At 52.7% G+C, this 17389-nt stretch carries 31 protein-coding genes; 30 read left to right on the plus strand and 1 reads right to left on the minus strand.

The features are described 5' to 3' along the window. Positions 1–702, minus strand: a 702-nt coding sequence (locus HMPREF1147_RS05000; protein ID WP_037351037.1) for an IS256 family transposase, incomplete at its 3' end; no start/stop codon positions are given. A gap of 89 nt (positions 703–791) precedes the next feature. Between HMPREF1147_RS05000 and HMPREF1147_RS11620 the strand changes: the two genes are divergently transcribed. The 30 genes from HMPREF1147_RS11620 (at position 792) to HMPREF1147_RS05150 (ending at position 17366) form a co-directional block, all read left to right on the plus strand. After that, positions 792–1007, plus strand: a complete 216-nt coding sequence (locus tag HMPREF1147_RS11620) for an AlpA family transcriptional regulator (protein ID WP_255345143.1) — start codon at positions 792–794, stop codon at positions 1005–1007. 13 nt (positions 1008–1020) lie between these two features. Continuing rightward, entirely contained in the window at positions 1021–1329 is a 309-nt protein-coding gene (locus HMPREF1147_RS05005) for a LysM domain-containing protein (RefSeq protein WP_009658042.1), read from the plus strand. 239 nt (positions 1330–1568) lie between these two features. Further along, a complete protein-coding gene (locus tag HMPREF1147_RS05010; RefSeq protein WP_009657964.1) occupies positions 1569–1907 on the plus strand; it encodes a hypothetical protein in 339 nt (112 codons plus the stop codon). Continuing rightward, positions 1904–2428: a host-nuclease inhibitor Gam family protein gene (locus HMPREF1147_RS11415; RefSeq protein ID WP_009658003.1), complete on the plus strand. Its 525-nt coding sequence runs from the start codon at positions 1904–1906 to the stop codon at positions 2426–2428. The genes HMPREF1147_RS05010 and HMPREF1147_RS11415 overlap by 4 nt, the downstream gene beginning before the upstream one ends. Positions 2429–2606: 178 nt before the next feature. Further along, on the plus strand, positions 2607–3284 hold the full coding sequence (locus HMPREF1147_RS05020; RefSeq protein ID WP_009658005.1) for an AAA family ATPase: 678 nt from the start codon (positions 2607–2609) through the stop codon (positions 3282–3284). Positions 3285–3297: 13 nt separating this feature from the next. Further along, positions 3298–3867 carry a hypothetical protein gene (locus HMPREF1147_RS05025; protein WP_009658023.1) on the plus strand — a complete coding sequence of 190 codons (570 nt, stop codon included), beginning with the start codon at positions 3298–3300 and terminating at the stop codon, positions 3865–3867. Continuing rightward, positions 3867–4523 (plus strand): putative HNHc nuclease, encoded by a 657-nt coding sequence (locus tag HMPREF1147_RS05030; RefSeq protein WP_009658004.1) that lies wholly within the window; start codon positions 3867–3869, stop codon positions 4521–4523. The genes HMPREF1147_RS05025 and HMPREF1147_RS05030 overlap by 1 nt, the downstream gene beginning before the upstream one ends. A 1-nt stretch (position 4524) precedes the next feature. After that, complete coding sequence (locus HMPREF1147_RS05035; protein WP_037351185.1) at positions 4525–4809, plus strand: hypothetical protein; 285 nt, start codon at positions 4525–4527, stop codon at positions 4807–4809. 22 nt (positions 4810–4831) lie between these two features. After that, the gene (locus HMPREF1147_RS05040) at positions 4832–5062 is read left to right on the plus strand and encodes a hypothetical protein (RefSeq protein WP_009658000.1); all 231 of its coding nucleotides are present in this window, start codon (positions 4832–4834) and stop codon (positions 5060–5062) included. A gap of 14 nt (positions 5063–5076) precedes the next feature. Beyond that, complete coding sequence (locus HMPREF1147_RS11420) at positions 5077–6081, plus strand: DnaD domain protein (protein WP_009657966.1); 1005 nt, start codon at positions 5077–5079, stop codon at positions 6079–6081. After that, on the plus strand, positions 6038–6820 hold the full coding sequence (locus HMPREF1147_RS05050; protein WP_009657998.1) for an ATP-binding protein: 783 nt from the start codon (positions 6038–6040) through the stop codon (positions 6818–6820). The genes HMPREF1147_RS11420 and HMPREF1147_RS05050 overlap by 44 nt, the downstream gene beginning before the upstream one ends. 1 nt (position 6821) lies before the next feature. Continuing rightward, complete coding sequence (locus tag HMPREF1147_RS05055) at positions 6822–7118, plus strand: hypothetical protein (RefSeq protein ID WP_009657989.1); 297 nt, start codon at positions 6822–6824, stop codon at positions 7116–7118. A 260-nt stretch (positions 7119–7378) separates the two neighbouring features. Further along, complete coding sequence (locus HMPREF1147_RS05065; protein ID WP_009657993.1) at positions 7379–7804, plus strand: DUF1064 domain-containing protein; 426 nt, start codon at positions 7379–7381, stop codon at positions 7802–7804. Beyond that, positions 7801–8001, plus strand: coding sequence for a hypothetical protein (locus tag HMPREF1147_RS05070; RefSeq protein ID WP_009658014.1), 201 nt, complete (start codon positions 7801–7803; stop codon positions 7999–8001). Before HMPREF1147_RS05065 ends, HMPREF1147_RS05070 begins: the two co-directional genes overlap by 4 nt. After that, the gene (locus tag HMPREF1147_RS05075; RefSeq protein WP_156791303.1) at positions 7998–8603 is read left to right on the plus strand and encodes a recombinase family protein; all 606 of its coding nucleotides are present in this window, start codon (positions 7998–8000) and stop codon (positions 8601–8603) included. Before HMPREF1147_RS05070 ends, HMPREF1147_RS05075 begins: the two co-directional genes overlap by 4 nt. Continuing rightward, a complete protein-coding gene (locus HMPREF1147_RS05080) occupies positions 8600–8803 on the plus strand; it encodes a hypothetical protein (RefSeq protein ID WP_009658002.1) in 204 nt (67 codons plus the stop codon). Before HMPREF1147_RS05075 ends, HMPREF1147_RS05080 begins: the two co-directional genes overlap by 4 nt. A gap of 10 nt (positions 8804–8813) precedes the next feature. Next, positions 8814–9113, plus strand: a complete 300-nt coding sequence (locus tag HMPREF1147_RS05085; protein ID WP_009657991.1) for a hypothetical protein — start codon at positions 8814–8816, stop codon at positions 9111–9113. Positions 9114–9193: 80 nt separating this feature from the next. Beyond that, positions 9194–9652: a methyltransferase gene (locus HMPREF1147_RS05090; protein ID WP_037351191.1), complete on the plus strand. Its 459-nt coding sequence runs from the start codon at positions 9194–9196 to the stop codon at positions 9650–9652. Positions 9653–9664: 12 nt separating this feature from the next. Next, complete coding sequence (locus HMPREF1147_RS05095) at positions 9665–10006, plus strand: DUF4406 domain-containing protein (RefSeq protein WP_009657976.1); 342 nt, start codon at positions 9665–9667, stop codon at positions 10004–10006. Further along, positions 10003–10437 (plus strand): RusA family crossover junction endodeoxyribonuclease, encoded by a 435-nt coding sequence (locus tag HMPREF1147_RS05100; protein WP_009657996.1) that lies wholly within the window; start codon positions 10003–10005, stop codon positions 10435–10437. The genes HMPREF1147_RS05095 and HMPREF1147_RS05100 overlap by 4 nt, the downstream gene beginning before the upstream one ends. Before the next feature lie 74 nt (positions 10438–10511). Next, the gene (locus HMPREF1147_RS05105) at positions 10512–11021 is read left to right on the plus strand and encodes a hypothetical protein (RefSeq protein ID WP_009657984.1); all 510 of its coding nucleotides are present in this window, start codon (positions 10512–10514) and stop codon (positions 11019–11021) included. Positions 11022–11269: 248 nt separating this feature from the next. Next, entirely contained in the window at positions 11270–11917 is a 648-nt protein-coding gene (locus HMPREF1147_RS05110) for a phage minor head protein (RefSeq protein WP_232208056.1), read from the plus strand. Between the two features lie 68 nt (positions 11918–11985). Beyond that, the gene (locus HMPREF1147_RS05115; protein WP_037351193.1) at positions 11986–12249 is read left to right on the plus strand and encodes a hypothetical protein; all 264 of its coding nucleotides are present in this window, start codon (positions 11986–11988) and stop codon (positions 12247–12249) included. Positions 12250–12367: 118 nt separating this feature from the next. After that, positions 12368–13105, plus strand: a complete 738-nt coding sequence (locus HMPREF1147_RS05120; RefSeq protein WP_009658015.1) for a BRO family protein — start codon at positions 12368–12370, stop codon at positions 13103–13105. 2 nt (positions 13106–13107) lie between these two features. Further along, positions 13108–13296 carry a hypothetical protein gene (locus tag HMPREF1147_RS05125; protein ID WP_037351195.1) on the plus strand — a complete coding sequence of 63 codons (189 nt, stop codon included), beginning with the start codon at positions 13108–13110 and terminating at the stop codon, positions 13294–13296. Between the two features lie 78 nt (positions 13297–13374). Further along, positions 13375–13839 (plus strand): hypothetical protein, encoded by a 465-nt coding sequence (locus HMPREF1147_RS12035; RefSeq protein WP_037351197.1) that lies wholly within the window; start codon positions 13375–13377, stop codon positions 13837–13839. Next, positions 13839–15089: a PBSX family phage terminase large subunit gene (locus tag HMPREF1147_RS05135; protein ID WP_009657999.1), complete on the plus strand. Its 1251-nt coding sequence runs from the start codon at positions 13839–13841 to the stop codon at positions 15087–15089. The genes HMPREF1147_RS12035 and HMPREF1147_RS05135 overlap by 1 nt, the downstream gene beginning before the upstream one ends. Further along, entirely contained in the window at positions 15086–16783 is a 1698-nt protein-coding gene (locus HMPREF1147_RS05140; RefSeq protein ID WP_009657980.1) for a DUF1073 domain-containing protein, read from the plus strand. Before HMPREF1147_RS05135 ends, HMPREF1147_RS05140 begins: the two co-directional genes overlap by 4 nt. Before the next feature lie 16 nt (positions 16784–16799). Continuing rightward, the gene (locus HMPREF1147_RS05145; protein WP_009658026.1) at positions 16800–17033 is read left to right on the plus strand and encodes a hypothetical protein; all 234 of its coding nucleotides are present in this window, start codon (positions 16800–16802) and stop codon (positions 17031–17033) included. A gap of 12 nt (positions 17034–17045) precedes the next feature. Then, on the plus strand, positions 17046–17366 hold the full coding sequence (locus HMPREF1147_RS05150; protein ID WP_009658006.1) for a YjcQ family protein: 321 nt from the start codon (positions 17046–17048) through the stop codon (positions 17364–17366). Positions 17367–17389 lie beyond the last annotated feature (23 nt).

Raw genomic sequence — 17389 nt, forward strand, 5'->3', positions numbered from 1 at the left:
TCGATTTTTTAGGCTGTTAAGAACGCCAAGCCAATATTTGCTGCTCTCATTTTCTCCAATTTCAATGGTTAAGACTTCTTTTCGCCCGGCATCGTTAATCCCTACAACGACGTAGGCCGCAAGTTTGCTTACGATGCTGTCCTGACGCACGGAAAAATGGATGGCATCAATGAAAACGATCGGGTAAACGCTGACAAGGCAGCGGTTCTGCCATTCCTCAATGTGGGGCAGAATCTTATCGGTTACGTCGGATACAAATCCTTCCGATGCCTCAAAACCGTAGATGTCATTGATCGTTTCGGAAATCTGTCTCGTAGTCATTCCCTTGGCATACATGGATATGATTTTCTGATCAATCGCAGAGATATCCTTCTGCCGCTTTTTTACCACCTGTGGTTCAAAAGAAGACTGCCGGTCTTGGGGGACTTCAATCCGAACGCTCCCATAGCTGCTGTTTAATGTCTTGGATTTGTACCCATTGCGAGCGTTCTCATTGGCGGAGCGTTGGGATTTTTCGTAGCCTAAATGGCTGTCCATTTCCACCTCCATCATTTCCTTGATGGTTCCACCCAGCAGGTCTTTTAGTGCGTCTTGGATGTCGGATGTGCTCTCAATGTCATACTCTTGAAAGAGCTGCTGAATGATCGCTCTTTTCCCATCGGTCATTTTGACTTTGTGAACTTCTTTTTGTTGTTTTGCCATAAACAAAGACCTCCCATGATTTGATTTTACCATAGAAGTCCTTATTCCTTCGAGTCAGAAGTTTTTACAGAATTTCTTTCACACACTCCATTCAACCCGAACTCCTTGAGAAACAGGACGTTGCGGCGATGTTGTCCGTCTCGGTCGTTACCGTTGACCGCCTCATCCGCGAAGGGAAGATCCCCTTCTATCTGCTGTGGAAAGGATTCAAACGATACAAACGGCGTGACGTCCTCGATTACATCGCATCCCTGCCGCAGGGCGAGCCGGAAGAGAAGAAGCTCCGTGCAGTACGGAGCGCGTGAGGAGGTGTAGGAAATGAAACTAGGGATGAAAGCCCTCATTGGCGGAGGGCTGCTCGCCTGCGCCGTGTGTACGGCGGGCATGGAGGCACTGGAGGATCGCCCCGAGGCGGTACTGGTGGAAGAAACGCACATCGTCAAGCCCGGAGAAACACTGTGGGGAATCTGTGAGGAGTACGTCGCAAAGAACACGGGGACGTGCCGCTACATCCTTGAGTACAAGGAGGGCGTGTACGAAAATAACCCGTGGCTTGTGGATCGCGGTGGGATGCTTCATCCGGGGGATAAGCTGACCATGACGTACTGGGTGCGCGGGAATGAATGAGTGCCGCCCCGGGTGGGGCTGTCTCACATGCACGCTGCCGACGTGTGACGGCGGCGGGAAGATCCCGCGCACGCGGGAGGAGAGCGCAATCCTGATCACGGCGTTCGGTGAACGCGGTTATGGGATGAACGTAAAAAAGACACACAAAAAGAAAAGCCCCTCGAGACGGCAATCCCGAAAGGGCAAGGAGTTAAAACAAATGATACGACTATCATAGCACATGAGAGGAGATTTGACAAATGATCGTAACAAAATACCCCGCGTGGGTACAAGAGCAAATTGACGCGCTGCTGAGCGGGCTGCGCGGCTATGAGGGCGGTTCTGATGTTCATGTCGTGTATGTGGAACGTTTTCAAGCCGAACTGTGCGGAACCATGTATAAAGTGCTCGCCTATGGGGAGCTGACAAAAGCGCCTGCGATCATGATTCTCTGGCGTGATGAAGCGGGACAGGTACAGCACAGCACAACGCGCTACGGGATGCGGTTTGAGGTAGATAAAGCATTCGATGATGTTCAGATTCACTATTTGGCACGTCATCCGGAACAGTTCGGTATAGAGGAGGAACCTGCGGCATGATGGAAGCGGTAGAAAAGAAGCCTTTTGAGGTGACAGACGCGGCAAGTGCGCAGTGGGCGCTTGAGAAAATTGCCGAGAAACGCAAAGAGCGTGAGATGGTCGAGGATCAATACCAAAAGATGGTGGCGCGCTATGAGAAGTGGCGCGCAGAAAGCCTTATGAAACTTGACGAGGATGAGGCGTTCTTTGAGGGGCTCCTGCGCCCATGGGCAGAGGCGGAGCTTGCAGGCAGCAAGAAGAAGTCTGTCATGCTGCCCTCGGGGCGCGTCGGCTTCCGTGCGGGGAGCAAGACGTACATGATGGGCGGCGAGAAGGTGTCCGCAACGAACGCAGATCTTCTTGCATTTGTTCGCAAGGATGATGCGGACTACATCGAACGCAAGGAAAGCGTCCGATGGGGCGATTACAAGAAAACCCTGAACGTCATGGAGGACGGGCGCATAGTAAGCGTGACGGGGCAGATTATCCCCGGAATGACTGTAACGGAGGGCGAGCCGTCCTTCTATGTGGAGGCAGAATAACGGCGCAAGGGATAACCTAGGTACAGATTGTACCCCGATTTGGAGGATGTAAAAGGTGGGGGAAACCTCATTTACGGAACGAACTGTCTGCAAAGATAAAGCAGGGCGGGCGGTGCGTCGGTCGGGCATCCACGACGCCGCGCGGGCAGGTGGCGCGGCGTAGAAGGAGGAAGAACAAATGAGTAGAGCAATCCTAATCATGGGCGAATCGGGGAGCGGAAAAACAACGTCACTCCGGACACTCGACCCACAGACGACACTAATCATTGACGCCGACCGTAAGGGGCTGTCATGGCGTGGATGGCGCAAGTCGTACAACACGGCAAACAAGAACTATATCCAGAGTTCGGACGTGTCGGTCATCATGAACTATCTGACGCGTGTAAACGATGGCGATCTCACTCACATCGAAGTCGTCGTTATTGACACGTTGAATATGTGCATGATTGATGATGAGATGCGGCGCATGAAAGAGAAAGGATATGACAAATGGGTCGACCTTGCCGCTGTCATATGGGAACTGATTACGAAGATACACCTTTACCGAGAGGACTTGACTGTTGTCTGTATGGCACACACGCAGACCGACCGTGATGATAGCGGGTACATATTTACACGCATGAAAACCTCGGGGCGCAAGCTGGATAAGATTGTGCCGGAAAGTAAATTCTCAACGGTTCTAATATCAAAAGCACTTGACGGGAAATACGTCTTTGAAACGCAATCGGATAAAAGCACGGCGAAAAGCCCGATGGGATGCTTTGACAAGGAGATTGATAACGATATGGCCGCTGTGATTGCGGCACTCAAGGAGTATGAGGGCGAGGACGCCGAAGATACGGCGAAGAGTGCATAAGGAGGAAGACAAAATGCAAAAACCAACATGGTGGGACGAAACGACGGCAATCAAGGGCGGCGGGGAAAGGCTCCCTGCGGGCGGCTATCCCTGCACGATTATCGGCGGGGCTGTTACGCAGTCGCGCAAAGGGAAAGAGATGCTTGTTCTTTGGGTGGATGTCGCCGAGGGCGAGTATGCGGGGCTGTTTGTGCGGCAATACAAGCAGCGTAAACAAAGCGACGCGGATGCAAAATACCCCGCAGGCGGCACATACTATCAGCTCACGGGGCTTGACGGGGAGCCGAACAACACGCAGGCGGGACGGTTTAAGGGGCTCGTTGAAATCCTCAAGGCGTCCAATCCCGGGTGGGACTGGAACTTTGATGTGGAATCGCTCAAGGGGCTGATGTTCGGCGGCGTGTTCCGGGAGGAAGAGTATGAATCCTCCTATGATGGGACAATCAAGACGGCAACCAAGATAGCCTACATCAACGAACTTGAGGGCATTGAGGACGTCCCTGCGCCGCCAAAGAAGGAACTGGAGCGGAAATCCTACGGCGTCATCGGAGATACTATCCCCGACGATGATATTCCGTTCTAATGATTCTCTCAGGAAAGGTCGTGCAGGAGGCTGAGGAGGGCTTTCTTATCCTCCTCCCTGCTGCCGACAAGGAGGCTCTCAAGGGCAAGTACCGCAAGGGTGTCAACATTGAGCTTGTTGATCCTCGCCGTATCAGTCCCGAGCAACGACGCAAGGCATACGCCCTTATTCGCGACATTGCCCTATGGATGGGCGGCACACCGATGGAGACGGTCAAGGAGTTCTCAAAATGGATCTTTCAAGAGTCGGAAATGGCGACGCTAGAGGGGACATTCTCGCTCTCCGATTGTTCGGTGGAGGTTGCAAGGCTCTACATCACGTTCCTGATCGACTTTTGCCTCCTGCATGATGTTCCGTGCAACGAGCCGCTCTATAAGCTCGCCGAGGACATCCCCCGCTATGTGTGGGTGTGTCTCATGAACAAGCGATGCGCGGTATGCGGTAGGAAAGCGGAGCTGCATCACGTTGACTGTGTGGGCATGGGGCGCAATCGTAAGGAGATATGTCACATCGGGATGCGGGTATTGCCGCTGTGTAGAACGCATCACACAGAGATACACAAGATAGGGCATGAGACGTTCCTGCGGCGGTACATCCTAGAGCCTGTGAAGGTAGACGAGCGGATTGCGGACGTCTACAAACTGAGGAAGGAGTGAGATGATGAAATTCGAGATTGCATCAAAGTTCAACGTCGGAGATGTGATTGGCACCCGGAATCAGAAGGGCGTTGTCGTAGACATTAAGCTCATCAGTCATACGACACATCAGCCCTCGTATTTGGTCGAACTTGAAAACGGAACGCGTAAATGGTGGAACGAGTCCGTGATTGAACGTAAGTTTGATAACCATGATGTAATCATAGGATTTTTTGATTTTTATGGAAAACCTGCACCGCTTTCTAAGGAAGTGATACAGGCAATAAATGAATTGTTTGAGGATTAAACGATGGGGGAGGTGTAAATCAATGAAGTTCGAGATTGAATCGGCGTTCAATGTTGGGGACAAGGTAAACTTTAGAAATTTTGGCGGAAACATCGATGTGCGCGGCGTTGTCGTAAAAGTAATCCTGCACTGCAACGACGAAGATGAGTATACCGTAGAGTACCTCGTTGAACTGGAGGATGGATCGCACGAATGGCGGTCGGAATATGACCTGTTTTCGTACGATATGGATGAGGCGGCAGAGAAAGCATAAGGAGAAGGACGCGCATGGACTACATACGGCAGATGGGCGCATTTATTGACCGCTCTGCGGCGGTGTCTTTAAGCGCGTCCTCTTATGCCCTCTATCTACAGTTATTTGGTCTCAACAACAAACGCCGATGGACAGCGTGGTTCGAGGCGAGCAATGCGTATTTAGAGACTGTCACAGGGCTCACGAGCAAGACAATACAAAAGGCACGGCAGGAGCTTATCAATAAGGGATTCATCTCTGTGCAGTTTGGAGATAGACGTATCCCGACGCAGTATCACATCATCCGTTTAGGGGAAAAACTCCCCTATAACGGAGGTTCGGATGAATCTTTAGGGGAAAAATTCCCCCAAAAGGATGAAGTTTTAGGGGAAAAATTCCCTCAAAAAGAAGTTTTAGGGGAGGTTTTAGGGGAGGTTATAGGGGAAAAATTCCCCCAAAACGATCCCGCAGAGCCTACAGCCTCAACGGATTCCGAGTCCCCTAAAACAAAAACAAAAACTAAAACAAATAATAATAAACAGCAGCAGCAGTATATACCGCGTGCGTGCGCGCGTGAGGACGAGCTGCCGCAGCCACATTCTAGGGATAAGCCGGATGATGACCTAGGAGAAGTGATGCGTACCTTCTCGGACAACATCCATCCCGTTACGGGGGCGATAGAGGCGGATAAACTCGCTGACCTCTACGACACCTACGGGGCAAAATGGGTCATCGCCGCAATCACGGAGGCGGTAGAGTGTGGCGGACGGAATCTCCGCTACATCTCGGCAATCCTCGAACGGTGGCAAAGAGACGGATTCAAGGCACAGCGAAAAACGAAAGGAGCGGTGACAAGTGGAACAGGCGAAGGAGATCATAGCGCGGATGTCTCCGCAGATGAAACTCCATGGATACAGCAACTCAGAGAGTGGGAAGAACGAAAACGAAACTCCCCGCGTCCGTGGGACGTACAACCTCCCGCAGGAGGTAATCGAGATGCACCGGGAGGAGATCATACAGATCGAGGACGAGCGGGATAGGTGTGCCGGCTGCGCGGGGACATGTTACAAGACAGGATCGGCGCAGGGGATGACCCCCGTCGTCACGGATGATTACGGCCGCTACGGAGTGAGCTATACAATCTGCGACGTGGAGCGGCGGCGACGTGAGAAAGTGCGGCTCGACCGTCTCTTTCAGGCGGCTCACGTACCGAAACGGTACCGCAATCTCGGCTTTGAGGACTACCGCGTCACACAGCGCAACAAAGAGGCGGTGAAGGCTGCGCGATGGATGGTAACGGCAGAGAGCGGCGGATTGCTCCTACACGGTGGACGGGGCGCGGGAAAGACGATGCTCGCGGCTATCATCGCGAATGAGCGGGCAAAGAGCGGCAAGAACGTCCTTTTTGCGAGTGCGATTGACCTCCTCGCCGACATCAAGGCAACGTTCGGAAAAGGGACGACGCAGGAGGTAACGCAAGCGATACGAACGGCGCCGATGTTGGTGCTCGATGACCTCGGGACGGAGCTGATGTCCTCATGGGTTGGAGAACAGCTTTTCGGGATATTCAACCATCGCTACAACGAGGAGTTGCCGACGATTGTCACGTCGAATTTTGCGCCCGAGGAGCTGAGTAAACACCTCTCGGAGGTAGACCCCAAAAAGCGAGGGAACCTGGAGAAAGACATCATGGGCGAGCGCATCGTGAGCCGAATTTGCGGGATGTGTGAGCCGATACGGATGGACAGCCTCGACTGGCGCATGAAAGGAGCGTGCTGAGATGGCAGAGATTGATATGACAAAGCCGCAGCCGTGCAACATGTTTGACGTTGCGGATGGTGAGGCGTGGGCAAAGGAACTGGGCAAGCACATGTATGATGTCGTTAGAGATGTGATATACATGGATCAGTTTTTTGATTGTATAGAGCGTGCGGATGAAGAGGCTCTCGCCGAAAAACTCACGAATGTTATAACCGTTTGCACCTCATGGCTTCATGCGCTTGGATATGACGAAGCGAGGCGCGGCGAGCTGCAAAAGCGCATCAACGAGAAGAACAAGAAACGCGGGTGTTTCTGATGGACATGAATGCTTTTATCAAAGAGCGGGATATGGCGCTAATATCCCTTGTGGTATACGGACAAGCGAAAAAGTTGAAAAAATATGCGCGGAAATATGGTATTGCTTTTCCCAAGGACAAAAACGTACTCATGGCAGGTGCCTGTAAAGCGTTGCTTGGCAGTACATCGCCATACATCAAACAACCCCATAAGGACAAGGCTATATGGTGGTTGTCGCGACATGGGATGAGGCCATGGATTGAGTAAGGAGGCGGCGACATGGACGAATACACACCCTGCAAAGAGAACTACCCGACGGCACGCACGGCGGTATGGCGCGCGGACGAAAAGAGCCGGCGCAAGCGGAACAAGTACAATGCCCGGAAAACGACCGTCTACGGGCGCACGTTCGACAGCAAGCGCGAGGCAGAATATTACCTCGAGCTGCTCGACCTCAAGCGTCGGGGCGAGGTGGTATCAATCACGCTGCAACCGTCCTTTGAGCTCCTTGAGGGGTTCGTGGACAACGCAGGGTACAAGCAGCTCCCGATTACTTACACGCCCGATTTCCTCGTGCGGTACGCGGACGGGCATACTGAGGTCGTCGAGGTAAAGGGCATGAAGACGCGTGACTACATACTGCGGAAGAAGCTGTTCCTGTACAAAATGCGGGAGAGCAAGGTTATATTTCGGGAGGTGCGATGATGCAGTACGAGGACGAACGCGGCGCAGTCTATTACATCGCGTACATCGGGCGGAGCCGCTGGGGCATCTATCGGGACACGGAGGAAGAGAGCGGGCAGATGTGCGAGTATCCCTTTTTCTCGGGACTTGCGGCGCAGCTGGAGCTTGACGAAAAGGCAAAGCGGTACGGATGGCGGGAGGCGAAGCCGGCAGTATGATTTACGGGTATGTACGCGTCAGCACACGCGAGCAAAACGAAGAGCGTCAAATCATCGCCCTGCAGGCTCTTGACATCCCTCAGAAAAACATCTTCACGGACAAGCAGTCGGGCAAAGATTTTAACCGCCCTGCTTATCAGAAGATGGTACGGCGCCTGAAAAAGGACGATGTGATTTATATTAAAAGTATCGACCGCCTCGGGCGTAACTACGAAGAGATACAAGAGCAGTGGCGCATATTGACCAAGGAAAAAGGCGTTGACATTGTGGTCGTCGATATGCCGCTGCTTGATACACGGCGGGGGAAAGACCTCATCGGAACGTTCATCAGCGATCTTGTCTTGCAGGTGCTTTCGTTCGTTGCCGAAAGCGAACGTGCGAACATCAAGCAGAGACAAGCCGAAGGGATCGCGGCGGCAAAAGCGCGCGGTGTAGAGTTTGGCAGACCGGCGCGTCCCCTGCCGACAAACTTTCCTGAATGTTATCGGCAGTGGAAAGCAGAGAAAATCACAGGGAGTGCGGCGGCGCGGGCGTGTCATATGCCGCTTGCGACATTTCGGTATCGCGCAAGGCAATATGAAAAGGAGGCGGGATACGCATGATGTACGAGGACGAAGTCGGCACCGTGTACTACGTCGCGCCGGATGGGAAATCAGCAAAAGGGAGGCTGCGGTACTCGGTGTACTATGCTGATCAGGGACAGACGCCAGAGGTGCTTATAGGGGCGTATCCCACGAAGAAGGATGCGTTAGACAGGCTTGAGGCATGGGCAAGGCTTTATGATTGGCAGCGGATAGAGTAGGAGGCAGAAAATGATTAAACCGATTCCATGCATGGCATTTCGGAATGCGAGTACAAAAGAGTGGATGGAAAAACTCGCAGAGGAGACAGAGGAGGTACTCGGGGAAGCAGACCTCATCAATCTCGATTTGGATAGAATCATCCGCAACAGACAGATCAATGAGCATCTTGCAGAAGAGCTGACGGATGTGATCACAGTGTGTGTTTCGTGGCTTGATGCGCTCGGATATAACGAAGAGGAGCGGGACGAATGGCAGCGGCGTGTCAACGAGAAGAACCGAAAGCGCGGCTACCATGAGGAGGCGCAATGACACTCGGCAGTGTGTGCAACCAATATCTCAACGCTTGTATGGGGCGTTGGTGAGGGACTGTGCGAAGAGGAAGGATTGACATGGATAAGCCGATTCTTGATGCCTGCTGCGGTGCAAGAATGTTTTGGTTTGATAAGAATAATCCCCGCGTGGTATTCCAAGATTGCCGTATCGTGGATGATACGCTGTGCGACGGGCGGAAACTTGAGGTTAGGCCCGATGTCCTAGGCGATTTCCGGTATATGATTTTCCCCGATGAGTCGTTCCGGCTCGTGGTGTTTGATCCTCCACATCTACGTCGTGTCGGAAAGGCGTCGTGGTTGAGCAAGAAATATGGAATGCTCACGGATGACTGGGAAGATGATTTGCGCCGTGGATTCGCCGAGTGTATGAGAGTACTCAAGCCGCAGGGCGTGTTGATTTTCAAGTGGAGCGAGGATCAGATCAGCACAGCGGATATTTTGAGGCTGTTCCCGCAACGTCCGCTGTTTGGTAATCGGCGAGGCAAGACGGTGTGGCTTGTGTGGATGAAGGATTGATGAGGAACACCGATGATTACACACTATCTATCGCACCCATTCAGCGGTGACGAAACGAAGAATCGGGCAGAGGCGGAAGCGATCCAACGCGAACTTCAGGAGAAATACCCGGATGTGCTCTACATCAGCCCGATTGCCAACTTTAAGGCGTTGGAGAGCATGGAGTACTACAAAATCATGATGTACTGTCTGTGCCTTTTGGATTACTGCGACGGGATAGTGATGACAGGACGATACCGGGAGAGCCGAGGATGCATGATGGAGCTCTCACATGCGAGTCAAAAAGGCATGCCGGTGTACGTCTACGATGGGGAGACGTATAGGCTGCTGAGCAGCGAGGAGGTCGCGCATTGAGCATCTATACCGCCGTTATCCTCGGCGAGCCGGTCGCGCAGGGACGACCGCGGTTTTCTCGGCAGGGCGGATTTGTCAAGGCGTACGATCCCGCAAAGAGCCGCGATTACAAGAGCTATGTGCGGATGATTGCGGCGCAGCACGCCCCGGAATCGCCCGTAGAGGGTGCAATCGAGTTCTCCCTACGTATCTATCGTGCCATCCCAAAAGGGATGCCAAAATACAAGCGCGAGGCGGCAAAGGCGGGGCAGATTCGACCGGTGACAAAGCCGGACGTGTCCAACGTGCTGAAAGGGGTCGAGGATGCACTCAAGGGCGTGTGGTACAAGGACGACAGTCAGATCGTCGGATTCTCCGAGCTCGGGAAATGGTACGATGAACGACCGAGGATAGAGATCATGATGCGGGAACTGGACGGCAGCGCAGAATAAGACAAGGCGTTTTCGGAGCAAAAAGAGAGTGCGAGAAGTCGCGCTCTCTGTCTCGTTGTTAAGCGGAGGAGCATATGAGGGAGTACGACGATTACGAAAAGACGGTATACGGGTATCTCCGTAACTATCACCAGTTCAAGGGGCAACTCTCCAGCCTCCGCATCGAGATCGAAGGCGTGGAAGAGCAGATACGCAGCATCGGAGATGCGAAAATATCGAAGTATGGCGATGCACCCGTCGGCGGGTACGATGAGCTATCCGAGGTTGAGCGTGCCGTCGTCCGACGCATGAAGCTCGAAGAACGTCTGCCGATTCTGCGCGAGAACTACATCCGCATCCAGACGCTCCTGCGGCGGATTGACAATGCGCTCGCTTTGATGGGCGACGCACACCGCACGATCCTGTGCAGGAAGTTCATGGACGGGGAGCGATGGTATCAGGTGTCACAGGCGACAGGCTACAGCGAGCGCAGCTGTCAGTATCTCGCCCGGGAGGCGATCACAGTGCTCACAAAGACGCTATTCCCAGAAGCTGTGGAAGGGCAGCGCAGCCTTGACTTCGTGTTTTTGGAAAACTGTGGATAACTAAGACAGCAAAATTTTTGCGCGTTTTTTGCGCATTCTTTGCGAGATTTTTGCGCACTTTCTGCGCGTTTTTCGCTGTCAAACGTGGTATGATGGTAATGTCGAAAATTGCATAGAGCGCAAGCAGTCCTCGCCGTATCAGTGGAGGGCTTTTTTGATTGAGTTTATGTCTATCATCGAGTAATATAAGATTGGAACAATAAAAGCAGTCTATGAGAGAAAGGCGGCATCGCACGATGATAGATATAATGGGGATCATCAAAAAAATAACCTCGACCTATGGGCGAGGCAAAACGATGTATGATGCTCTACAAAAAGAGATGCAAGGAGAAACGGGCGCACGTGTGTCCTCCCTTGCCCGGTCAGCCCCATATCTTTTGACAATACTCTCTGCAGAGGATGCCAACAATATAGCACTTTACGTCATGCAGGAGAACCAAAAAGGACGCAGGGCTGAATCTATTGCGAAAGACCTTGAGAAAATGCTTCCTGCCCATGCAAAAAATAAAGCTCTTTTGATTGCACGAACGCAAGCGTCTATTGCACACACAGCTTTGATGCAGGCGCGAGCGGAAAAAATGGGGCTTCATTGGTACGTTTGGAGGGCGTGCGGAGGCAGAAAAGGTGATGGGAAGACAAGGGATAGCCACCGTAAAATGAGTGGGATTGTTGTTAATTGGAACGACCCACCCGCGCCGGAAACATTATTTCCATCGACGAATTCGGAGAATTATGGACACTACCACGCGGGCTGTTGCCCGCTCTGTCGCTGCTATGCCGAAACTGTTGTGGATGAAGATTTGCTAAAGTACCCCGTGAAAGTTCACATCGGCGGTAAAATCTATAAAATGACCAAAATAGAATTTTGTAAAATTATGAATAGACACACAAAATAAAAGCTAAATAACCCCCTTGACAATCTGAAAATAATCGTGTAATATTGCCGTTGAAAGGAGGGGGAGATATGAATGTGCCTGCGAGTGAGCTTGAACGACAGATAGTTCAGCTCGAAGAAATTAAAGTCGTAATTCGTTGCCCGCGTAGTCAGCTATTTCCTGCATATAATTATCAGCGGAAAGCAGCTGGAAACACAAGTGTAACGGAGTGGCTTGAAGCGCGCATCAAACCACTTATAGGAACCGCCGAAGTGGACGTCATTAAAGGTGATGGGAATGCCCCGCATGGCAGGACGTTGCTTGATACCGTGCGCGAAAGTTATCGAGATTGATGAAAAAAGCAACCCTCAGTGTTTGGCGACAGTCGAGGGTTGCTTGTCCTACAACCCCCGAAGGGATTGATGGTTTCATTCTATCATCTTTTCGGGAAAAAAGAAAGGATGAATTGTAATGACAAATGGAGTTCAGATTTTCGAAAACGCCGAGTTCGGCAAGGTGCGAACGATTGTGAAGGGGAGAGAACCGTATTTCGTTGGCAAGGATGTCGCGGAGATTCTGGGCTATAAGGATACCGTGAATGCGTTGAAAGCCCATGTTGACGAGGAAGATAAGACGGGGTGGCAAATTACCACCCCGTCGCGCGGGACACAGACGGCAACCATCATCAACGAATCGGGGCTTTACTCACTCATCCTCTCCTCGAAGCTCCCCGCCGCGAAGAAGTTCAAGCGTTGGGTCACGTCGGAGGTTCTGCCCTCCATCCGCAAGACTGGCGGCTACAACGTGAAGCATGACGATGCCCTTCAGTCCAAGCGTGTGGAAATCATGGAGCGCAATGCTCGCACCCGTGCGGCAAACTTGCTTCTCAAGATTGCAGAGCGCACGAACATCCCCGAATACAAAGCCGTATGCAACGCAAAAGCCGCCGAGATGGTCGCGGGTGAGATGATTCTTCCCTTGCCCGCCGCAGAGCGTCGGACGTACTCAGCGACGGAAATCGGCGCAATGTTCGGCGTGTCGGCAAACAAGATCGGCAAGCTGGCGAACATGCACAAGTTGAAAGTACCCGAGTATGCGAAGTTGTTCTACAGTAAGTCCGAGCACAGCGTCAAGGAAGTCGAAACTTGGCGGTACTATGAAAGCGTCGTTCCTGTGTTTGAAAAGATTTTCGGGCGGGAGGCGGTGTAGTCATGACAATGGAGCAAATTGCTATGCGTCATGCAATTCCAGATGAACCTGTTCGCGACATGATAGCTTGGTTGATGAATCGTCATCTTGCTATAGGCGATGTCCTGATTACGGGCATTATCATTTACCACTACGGTTTTATCATGGGCAAACGTGCAGACCGTGCCCGCCGCAAGTACGGAAAGAAGTAGACAACAATTTCACAATGAACCCGCTCATTCTGGGCGGGTTTTCTTATGCCTATATCAAGGGAGGTGGTGAGCGTGTAGATGGCGAACGAGCAGAATCTGATTCCGGCATCGAAACGAAGTAAGAGCGAAGCTAGAGAAAATAGCAAAAAAGGTGGCGTTGAGAGCGGAAAATCCCGCCGCCGCAAGAAAGCTCTGCGTACAGTCCTCAAAGAAGCAGTCTCACTCACCTTGAAGGACTTGCATCCAGACCTCAGAGAAGGAATCATGCTTGCGGCAAACATCAAAGACGAGGAGATTACAATCGCCGATGCGGTTATTGGCGGAATCATTCGTACCGCTTGTGAGGGCAATCCGCAGATGGTGAAGATACTACTTGACAGCATCGGAGACAGTGCCGACATCCGCCTCAAAGAACGCGACGTAAAACTCAGGGAAAAAGCCGCCGCACTTGCCAATGGTGAGGAGAATAAACCAAAGGAGCAATCCACAATGGTGCAGCTTGTGCAGTCTCTAAAAAAGGCTCGTGAGAGGAGGACACCCTGATGGAGTTTAAGGACTGGGGCACAAAGGCTCTGGACTTCATCGAGAAGCCCATCGAGGAGGACGCCTTCATCAACATTCTCGAGGGCAGCGTCCGCAGCGGCAAGACCGTCGCCATGATTCCCAAATGGCTCGACTACATCATGACGGGGCCGCCGGGGCTGCTCCTCATGACCGGTGTATCCAAGGACACGATCTACGACAACGTGCTGAACGACCTGTTCGATACCATCGGCGAGGAGCACTACCACTACAACCGGCAGAGCGGCTCGCTTGACGTGTTCTGGCGGGACGCAGAGGGCGAGCATGTACGGCGCATTAAGGTCGTCGGTGCAAAGGACGAGGGCTCAGAGAAATTCATCCGAGGAAAGACCCTTGCAGGCGCATACTGCGACGAGCTGACCCTCATGCCCGAGCGATTCTTCAAGCAGCTCCTCAACCGTCTCAGCGTGCCGGGGGCAAAGCTATACAGTACGACAAATCCGGATTCTCCCATGCACTACCTTTACAAGGAATACGTCACGAGCGAAAAGAAGCTCCGGGACGGACTTGTAAACGTGGTGCATTTTGAGTTAGACGACAATCCGAACCTCACGGGCGAGTACAAGACGAACATTCGCAGCTCGTACTCGGGAATGTGGTTCAAGCGCATGATCCTCGGATTGTGGGTGCTTGCGGAGGGCATCATCTACGACATGTTCAGCGATGACCTCCTGTTTGACGATGAGGAGTTCACTAACACAATCAAGAGCACCTGCCGCCGCTTCATTGCCTGCGACTATGGTACGAAGAATCCGATGGTCTTTCTCGACATTTACGACGACGGCGAGACGATATGGATCCCAGATATGTACTACTGGGACAGTCGCAAGGAGCAGCGGCAAAAGACCGACGCCGAGTATGCCGACGACCTAGAGCGAATGGTCGGCGAGGAGTATCCCGACATCATCGTGATTGACCCCTCGGCGGCGAGCTTCAAACTCGAGTGTCAAGGGCGCGGATTCCGCGTAAAGGACGCAGACAACAGCGTCAACGACGGCATCCGCGAGGTCGCAAAACTGCTGACGAAGAAGAAAATCCGCATCCACCGCACGCGCTGTCAGCCGATGATCGACGAGTTCCAGAGCTACGTCTGGGACGAAAAAGCGGCGCGGATGGGCAAAGAGCAACCCGTCAAAAGCAACGACCATGCGTGCGACGCGCTGCGGTATTACGTTCACACCATGCTGCCGAAATGGAGGCGCAGAGAATGAGTAAAAACAAACAAGCGAAACTGCGCCGGCAGAAGACGAACGACGCGTTTCAGAACCCAATGACACGCTCGGGTGTGTTCATGCCGAACCCGCTCGAAACGACGGAATACCCCTTGACGCGGTTCTCTAGGGATTGGCAGACCATCAACAGCCTGTACCGTTCACACTGGATCGTACGCCGCATCATCGATGTTGTCCCAGAGGATATGATCAAGAACGGCTACCATATCCTGACGCAGCTATCGCCCGACCAAATCAAGAAGATTGTCCGCTGTGACCGCACGACGCGCACAAGCCGCAAGATTCTCGAGGGGCTGAAATGGGGGCGGCTCTACGGCGGCGCAGGCGCGCTCATTATGATTGAGGGACATGAGAACTGCCTCGACCAACCGCTCGATTACGATATGGTGATGCCGGGCAGCTACAAGGGATTGCTCGTCCTCGACCGATGGTCGGGCATCACCCCGGAAGACAAGCTCGTCAGTGACATCTCCGATCCCGAGTTTGGGATGCCCGAATATTACACAATATCTAGCGACGCCCTGACCGTTGGCATCCGCGTGCATCACAGCCGCATCATCAGATTCATGGGGCGCGCGCTCCCGTATCTCGAGCAGCTCGCAGAGACCTACTGGGGCGCGTCCGAGCTGGAGCATGTCTTTGACGAACTCCGAAAACGAGACAATGTGAGCTGGAACATCGCCATGCTGACCTTCATGGCCAATCTGCGTGTCATGAAGATGGACGGCATGGGGCAGCTGCTCGCCGCCGGAAACGAGAGCGCACAGGTGCAGCTCTACAATACCATTCAGGGCATGAACGCCATGATGAACAACAACAGTCTCCAAATCCTCGGCGAGGGCGACAGCTACGAGACGCATCAGTACACCTTCGGCGGCATCGGCGAGACATACGACAGGTTCATGATGGACGTCGCGGGCGCGGCGGAGACGCCTGTGACAAAACTGTTCGGGCGCAGCCCTGCCGGGATGAATGCTACCGGCGAGAGCGACATGCAGAATTACTATGACACCATCGAAGAAAAGCAGGAGGCGGAACTTCGCCCTGTGTATGACAAGATTCTGCCGATCATGTTTATCTCGACGCTCGGTGGTATTCCCGATGACTGGGACTACGAATTCAATCCCATCCGCCGCCCGCGTGACGATGAGATGGCAGACCTTGCCTCGAAGAACACGGACAGCGTAACAAAGGCGTTCCAGGCTGGCATGGTGAGCCAGCGCACGGCACTGAAAGAACTGCGGCAACAGTCTGAGATGACTGGAATGTGGTCGAACATTACGGATGAGGATATAGAGCGTGCCGACGATTCGGTCATGCAGCCGGACGAGGGCATGGGCGACCTCATGAACGGCGTGTTCGGCAGCGGCGCAGGAGAACCGCCAAAACAGCGGACGACGGATGCGTGGAATGAAGGGGATCATCCACGTCAGTCCGATGGGAAGTTTGGCAAAGGCGCGGGAAAACGCAAGTTTGACCGCAAGCGGAAACGCCGTGAAGTCAAGTTGTCGAAAGCGGAGTATGCCCGCATAGTGAGCGCTCTCAATAGTGACTTGTCGAAAGAGGAGCGGAAGAAGAAAATCCTCCGAAAGGCAGTCGGGAACTATGACTACCTCGTTGAAAATAATGGGTTTGACAATTACCGCATTTTGGATAGAATGAAGATAAATTGATGATGGAGGTGCTTCTATGATTCCAGAAGAAGAAACAGTCGGGGCAGAGAGACGGCTTGTAAAAATGCTGCGTGAGATATGGGATAACGATAATTTTGTCCTTGGCGTCCGATTGCGCTTAAAGACGGATGAGGAGCGTGAAGAAGTCATGCAGGCTTATGAGGATGGAGATCTGCTTGACAGTGACGATGTGCTATTGTTCGCATTGGACATTCATCAAGATCGGGAAGGGACCGCACAGGAAGCATAAGAGGTGAGCACAATGGACAACATACGGATCATCTACCGCATCCTAAAGACACTGGAAGCGGCTATGGATAGTGAAGAATTTGACTATCGTGTGATTTCGGCAGAAACGCTCCATATCTCCGAGCAGCGTCTGCTATCTCTCCTGCGAATGCTCGTCGAGGCGGGCATGATTGAAGGACTTGCCATCGACATCGACGCGGCAGGAAACTTCATGGTCAGCGAATCCCGTCCGCGCCTTACACTCAAGGGGCTAGAATACCTGAACGAGAACAGCCTGATGCAGCGCGCCATGAAAATGGCGAAGGGCATCAAGGACAGCATCCCCGGCATATAAGACAAACAAACGGCACAGTGACC

Source organism: Selenomonas sp. FOBRC9, from assembly GCF_000287655.1.
GTDB classification, from domain to species: Bacteria; Bacillota; Negativicutes; order Selenomonadales; family Selenomonadaceae; genus Centipeda; species Centipeda artemidis.

Bases quoted from the DNA above. Each gene is read 5' to 3' on its own strand.
- HMPREF1147_RS05030 (WP_009658004.1), top strand. From the start codon at position 3,867: ATGATTCTCTCAGGAAAGGTCGTGCAGGAGGCTGAGGAGGGCTTTCTT.
- HMPREF1147_RS05005 (WP_009658042.1), top strand. From the start codon at position 1,021: ATGAAACTAGGGATGAAAGCCCTCATTGGCGGAGGGCTGCTCGCCTGC.
- HMPREF1147_RS05070 (WP_009658014.1), top strand. From the start codon at position 7,801: ATGATGCAGTACGAGGACGAACGCGGCGCAGTCTATTACATCGCGTAC.
- HMPREF1147_RS05080 (WP_009658002.1), top strand. From the start codon at position 8,600: ATGATGTACGAGGACGAAGTCGGCACCGTGTACTACGTCGCGCCGGAT.
- HMPREF1147_RS05125 (WP_037351195.1), top strand. From the start codon at position 13,108: ATGACAATGGAGCAAATTGCTATGCGTCATGCAATTCCAGATGAACCT.
- HMPREF1147_RS05150 (WP_009658006.1), top strand. From the start codon at position 17,046: ATGGACAACATACGGATCATCTACCGCATCCTAAAGACACTGGAAGCG.
- HMPREF1147_RS05085 (WP_009657991.1), top strand. From the start codon at position 8,814: ATGATTAAACCGATTCCATGCATGGCATTTCGGAATGCGAGTACAAAA.
- HMPREF1147_RS11420 (WP_009657966.1), top strand. From the start codon at position 5,077: ATGGACTACATACGGCAGATGGGCGCATTTATTGACCGCTCTGCGGCG.
- HMPREF1147_RS05075 (WP_156791303.1), top strand. From the start codon at position 7,998: ATGATTTACGGGTATGTACGCGTCAGCACACGCGAGCAAAACGAAGAG.
- HMPREF1147_RS05095 (WP_009657976.1), top strand. From the start codon at position 9,665: ATGATTACACACTATCTATCGCACCCATTCAGCGGTGACGAAACGAAG.
- HMPREF1147_RS05090 (WP_037351191.1), top strand. From the start codon at position 9,194: ATGGATAAGCCGATTCTTGATGCCTGCTGCGGTGCAAGAATGTTTTGG.
- HMPREF1147_RS05120 (WP_009658015.1), top strand. From the start codon at position 12,368: ATGACAAATGGAGTTCAGATTTTCGAAAACGCCGAGTTCGGCAAGGTG.
- HMPREF1147_RS05055 (WP_009657989.1), top strand. From the start codon at position 6,822: ATGGCAGAGATTGATATGACAAAGCCGCAGCCGTGCAACATGTTTGAC.
- HMPREF1147_RS05035 (WP_037351185.1), top strand. From the start codon at position 4,525: ATGATGAAATTCGAGATTGCATCAAAGTTCAACGTCGGAGATGTGATT.
- HMPREF1147_RS05065 (WP_009657993.1), top strand. From the start codon at position 7,379: ATGGACGAATACACACCCTGCAAAGAGAACTACCCGACGGCACGCACG.
- HMPREF1147_RS05105 (WP_009657984.1), top strand. From the start codon at position 10,512: ATGAGGGAGTACGACGATTACGAAAAGACGGTATACGGGTATCTCCGT.
- HMPREF1147_RS11415 (WP_009658003.1), top strand. From the start codon at position 1,904: ATGATGGAAGCGGTAGAAAAGAAGCCTTTTGAGGTGACAGACGCGGCA.
- HMPREF1147_RS12035 (WP_037351197.1), top strand. From the start codon at position 13,375: ATGGCGAACGAGCAGAATCTGATTCCGGCATCGAAACGAAGTAAGAGC.
- HMPREF1147_RS05040 (WP_009658000.1), top strand. From the start codon at position 4,832: ATGAAGTTCGAGATTGAATCGGCGTTCAATGTTGGGGACAAGGTAAAC.
- HMPREF1147_RS05140 (WP_009657980.1), top strand. From the start codon at position 15,086: ATGAGTAAAAACAAACAAGCGAAACTGCGCCGGCAGAAGACGAACGAC.
- HMPREF1147_RS05135 (WP_009657999.1), top strand. From the start codon at position 13,839: ATGGAGTTTAAGGACTGGGGCACAAAGGCTCTGGACTTCATCGAGAAG.
- HMPREF1147_RS05020 (WP_009658005.1), top strand. From the start codon at position 2,607: ATGAGTAGAGCAATCCTAATCATGGGCGAATCGGGGAGCGGAAAAACA.
- HMPREF1147_RS05050 (WP_009657998.1), top strand. From the start codon at position 6,038: ATGCACCGGGAGGAGATCATACAGATCGAGGACGAGCGGGATAGGTGT.
- HMPREF1147_RS05115 (WP_037351193.1), top strand. From the start codon at position 11,986: ATGAATGTGCCTGCGAGTGAGCTTGAACGACAGATAGTTCAGCTCGAA.
- HMPREF1147_RS05145 (WP_009658026.1), top strand. From the start codon at position 16,800: ATGATTCCAGAAGAAGAAACAGTCGGGGCAGAGAGACGGCTTGTAAAA.
- HMPREF1147_RS05110 (WP_232208056.1), top strand. From the start codon at position 11,270: ATGGGGATCATCAAAAAAATAACCTCGACCTATGGGCGAGGCAAAACG.
- HMPREF1147_RS05010 (WP_009657964.1), top strand. From the start codon at position 1,569: ATGATCGTAACAAAATACCCCGCGTGGGTACAAGAGCAAATTGACGCG.
- HMPREF1147_RS05025 (WP_009658023.1), top strand. From the start codon at position 3,298: ATGCAAAAACCAACATGGTGGGACGAAACGACGGCAATCAAGGGCGGC.